The following is a 3,675-nucleotide window of genomic DNA, read 5'->3' as shown; positions in this document are numbered from 1 at the left end:
GGCTTCTTCAGGCCCGGAACGTATCGAAAAGCTTCGGCGCGTTCCGGGTGCTGCATGATGTCGACTTTGATGTCTATCGCGGCGAGGTTCTCGGGATACTGGGCCCCAACGGCGCCGGCAAGACCACGCTGTTCAACATGATCAGCGGCGACCTGAAGCCCACCGCCGGCGAGATCCGGCTGGGAGAGGTCATGCTGAAAGGCGAACCACCGCACCGCCGCTGCCAGATGGGGATCGGCCGGACCTACCAGATTCCGCAGCCATATTCCGGAATGACGACCTTTGAAAACCTGCTTGTCGCCTCGGCCTTCGGCGGCGGCAGGTCCGAGGCAGAGAGCTATGAATTCTGTGCGCAGGTGCTCAGCGATTGCGAATTGCTGAACAGGGCCAATGTTCTGGCCGGATCATTGTCGCTGCTGGACCGAAAGCGGCTGGAGCTTGCCCGGGCGCTCGCCTCGGGGCCCAAGCTTCTGTTGCTGGACGAAATCGCCGGCGGGCTGACGGACGAGGAATCGAAGGAGCTTGTCGCCCTGATATCGCAGATCCGCGATCGCGGCGTCACCATCATCTGGATCGAGCATGTTCTGCATGCGCTGATGGCGGTGGCGGACCGGCTTCTGGTGCTGAACTTCGGCGAGAAGATCGCGGAAGGCGACCCCAGGACCGTCATTTCGAACCCCGATGTCATGCGGGTTTACATGGGGGTCGAGGCATGACGGAATTGTTGTCAACACATGGTCTGGTCGCCAGATACGGCGATTTCCAGGCGCTGTATGACGTCGATGTTGAAGTCGACGAAGGCGAGGTCATCGCGCTGATCGGCGCGAACGGCGCCGGAAAATCCACCTTCCTGCGGGCCGTTCTGGGGTTGCTGCCCGTAAAGCCGGAGATGGTCCGCTTCGAAGGCCGGCCCATTGGCGGAACGCCGACGGACCAGATGGTGAAGAAGGGCATGGCGGTCGTTCCCGAGGGGCGGCGGTTGTTCACCGGCATGTCCGTCACGGACAATCTGCGCGTGGCGATCGATCAGACGAGCCGTCATGGCAGCAAGGGCGACTGGACGCTGGACAGGGTGCATCAGCTCTTTCCCATTCTCAAGGAGAAGGCGCGCGTGCCGGTTCAAAACCTCTCCGGCGGCCAGCAGCAGATGGTTGCGATCGGACGCGCATTGCTGTGCCAGCCGCGTTTGCTGCTGTGCGACGAGATCAGTCTCGGCCTTGCGCCCAAGGTCATCCGCGAGATCTATGCCGTCCTGCCCGAAATCAGGGCGCAGGGGACGTCGATCGTCGTGGTCGAGCAGGATGTCGGTCTCGCGAAGACGGCGTCCGACCGGCTCTATTGCATGCTTGAAGGGCGCGTGACGCTGAGCGGACGCTCCGACGACGTCACGCGCGAACAGATCAGCGAAGCCTATTTCGGGGGTGGCCATGCAGTGGTTTGACGCACTTGTACAGGGCATCCTGCTGGGCGGGATGTATGCGCAATATGCGCTGGGAATGGCCTTGATGTTCGGGGTCATGCGGATCGTGAATGTCAGCCATGGCGATCTGGTGATCCTGCTGTCGCTGATCGGCATTTCGCTGGCCTCGGCCTTCGGGCTTGGTCCGTTCACGGTGATGGCGGCGCTGGTGCCGCTGGCGGTGGCGATGGGCTGGCTTCTCCAGCGCGCGGTGCTGAACCGGGTGGTGGGCGAGGACCCGCTGCCGTCGCTGATCGCGACCTTCGGCCTGTCGCTGGCGCTGCAGAACCTGATGCTGCAGATCTGGTCGGCCAACAGCCGCTCGCTGCCGGGCGGCGGGATCGAAAGCCAGTCGATCCAGATCGGCGGTATCTATATCGGCCTCCTGCCGATGCTCGTCCTGCTGGTCGCGACCGGCCTGACGCTGGGGCTCGACCTGATGCTGAAACGCATGCGCTTCGGCAGGGCGCTGCGCGCCGCCTCGGCCGATGTCGAGGCTGCGGCCATGACCGGCATCAATCCGCGCACCGTCTATGCCGCGGCGACGGCGATTGCGGTCGGCATTCTCGGCTTTGCCGCCGTGTTTCAGTCGCTGCGCTCGACCGTGGCGCCTGCCGATGGCGGGGCGCAGCTGATCTACGCCTTCGAGGCCGTGATCATCGGCGGCATGGGCTCGGTATGGGGTGCGTTCGCCGGTTCGATGGTGCTGGGCATCGCCCAGGCTGTCGGTTTTCGCATCGACCCCGGCTTCGGCGTCCTGGCCGGCCATCTTGTTTTCCTGCTGATTCTAGCCGTGCGCCCTCAGGGCCTGTTCGGGAGAGCGTGAACCATGACTTCTCATTCCATCGCACCCAGCGCGGATGCAGCGCAGATCAGCATCAAGGTCCGGCGTCAGACCCTCTCCGGGATCATTGCGCTGAGCCTGTTCGTGTTCGCCCTGGTGGCGCTCGCGGCCATGCCGTGGTGGGCCAAGACCGGCACGATCCGCATGGTGCTCGAATTGTGCTGCTACATTCTGGCGGCGCAGATGTGGAACCTGCTCGCCGGCTATGCCGGACTGGTCTCGGTCGGCCAGCAGGCGTTCATGGGCGCGGCCGGCTATGCGCTGTTCGTCATGGCCCAAACCTTCGGCATCAACCCGTTCCTCGCCATCTTCCTGTCGCTGCTGGCGCCTGCGGTGCTCGCCGTTCCCTGCTATATGCTGCTGCACCGGCTGGACGGTCCCTATTTCGCCATCGGCACATGGGTTGTGGCCGAGGTGTTCCGGCTGGTGGCGTCCAATCTTGGATGGGTCAATGCCGGAGCCGGCATGTCCCTGGGCGTGATGCGGGATTATTCCACCTTCGAGCGCAACATCGCCATGTCGCTTCTCTGCGCGCTGATGATCCTCGTCGCCATCGGCGGCGGCTACTGGTTCCTGCGCTCGCGCTTCGGCCTCGCGCTGATCGCCATGCGGGACAACCCCGTGGCGGCGGCGAGCCAGGGCGTCAATGTCCGCCGCCTGCGCTTCATGATCTATGTCGCGGCGGCCGTGGGATGCGGCTTCGCCGGCTCGGTCTACTTCATGGCGCAGTTGCGCATCAATCCCGCCTCGGCCTTTGACCCGATGTGGTCCAATGTCGCGATCTTCATCGTGATGATCGGCGGGATCGGCACGATCGAAGGCGTTCTCATCGGCGCGCTGATCTATTTTATCGCGGATCGCTATTTCGGCGAATACGGCGCAAGCTACTTCATCGTCCTGGGCTTGATGACGGTGCTGGTCGCGCTCTACGCGCGCACCGGCATCTGGGGGATGATCTCCAAACGCTGGGACGCCCCGTGGTTCCCCATCCGGCGCCATCTGATTGTCGAGAAGGAGGAGAGCCCATGAAGGCGGTTATCTTCGACACTGTCGGTCAACCGCTGCGCGTCGGCGACATGCCTGATCCGACGCCGGCGCCCGACGAGGTCGTGCTGAAGGTCGCCGCCTGCGGCATCTGCGGCAGCGACCTGCACATCACCGAGGATCCCGCGCCCTTCGGCATTGCCGGCGGCTTCGTGCTTGGCCATGAAATCGCGGGCGAGGTCGTGGCGACCGGCGGCGGCGTCGATACGCTGAAGCCGGGCGACCTGGTTGCAGTCGTGCCGATGCGCGGCTGCGGACACTGCGCGCGTTGTCTTGCCGGCGATCCCGCGCGCTGCCCGGAGATGACGCTGATCGGCGGCGGCTATGC

The 3,675-nt window shown here is 64.4% G+C and carries 5 protein-coding genes; all 5 read left to right on the top strand.

Going from position 1 to position 3,675, the window contains the following annotated elements; genetic code table 11:
* Positions 1-716 (top strand): ABC transporter ATP-binding protein (locus AC5DC2_RS21255; RefSeq protein WP_491699927.1); only part of this gene is annotated, 716 nt, incomplete at its 5' end.
* Complete coding sequence (locus tag AC5DC2_RS21250) at positions 713-1,441, top strand: ABC transporter ATP-binding protein (protein ID WP_491699926.1); 729 nt, start codon at positions 713-715, stop codon at positions 1,439-1,441. The genes AC5DC2_RS21255 and AC5DC2_RS21250, both read left to right, overlap by 4 nt.
* Positions 1,428-2,285: a branched-chain amino acid ABC transporter permease gene (locus AC5DC2_RS21245; protein WP_024707903.1), complete on the top strand. Its 858-nt coding sequence runs from the start codon at positions 1,428-1,430 to the stop codon at positions 2,283-2,285. The genes AC5DC2_RS21250 and AC5DC2_RS21245 overlap by 14 nt, the downstream gene beginning before the upstream one ends.
* 3 nt (positions 2,286-2,288) lie before the next feature.
* On the top strand, positions 2,289-3,332 hold the full coding sequence (locus tag AC5DC2_RS21240; RefSeq protein WP_024707904.1) for a branched-chain amino acid ABC transporter permease: 1,044 nt from the start codon (positions 2,289-2,291) through the stop codon (positions 3,330-3,332).
* Positions 3,329-3,675, top strand: a 347-nt coding sequence (locus AC5DC2_RS21235) for an alcohol dehydrogenase catalytic domain-containing protein (protein WP_491699925.1), incomplete at its 3' end; no start/stop codon positions are given. The genes AC5DC2_RS21240 and AC5DC2_RS21235, both read left to right, overlap by 4 nt.

Source organism: Martelella sp., assembly GCF_984369615.1.
This window is presented reverse-complemented; position numbering and strand designations above follow the sequence as displayed.